General features: G+C 55.1%; 1 pseudogene. It reads left to right on the top strand.

Annotated features, from left to right (window positions below):
- Positions 1–283: pseudogene (locus QP381_RS08970) on the top strand (phage major capsid protein); the annotation flags it as partial.

Genomic DNA, 283 nt, shown 5'->3' with positions numbered 1-283 from the left:
CAACTACGTCACCCAGCTACGGCCCGCACTCGCGGAAGCATTCGGGCGGGCATTCGACAACGCCGCACTGTATAACACCGGTGGCGATGGTACAGGTACTGGGCCCTTTGACGATTACGTTGCTAAAACAACCAAGGCAGTCACCCTAGGGACGTCAAAGAAAGGCGTTTATGGGGATCTTGTTACCGGCCTTGACCTGCTCCTAAAGGACAAGAAGAGGGCAACCGGGTTCGCTTTTGATACCGGTATGGAAACCACTTTCCTGGGGCAGCTAGATCAGACC

The sequence above is a fragment of the Pauljensenia sp. UMB6358 genome (assembly GCF_030216865.1).
GTDB lineage: Bacteria > Actinomycetota > Actinomycetes > Actinomycetales > Actinomycetaceae > Pauljensenia > Pauljensenia turicensis_A.
Note: the sequence above shows the minus strand (reverse complement) of the source record. Positions and strands in the feature narration are given on the sequence as shown.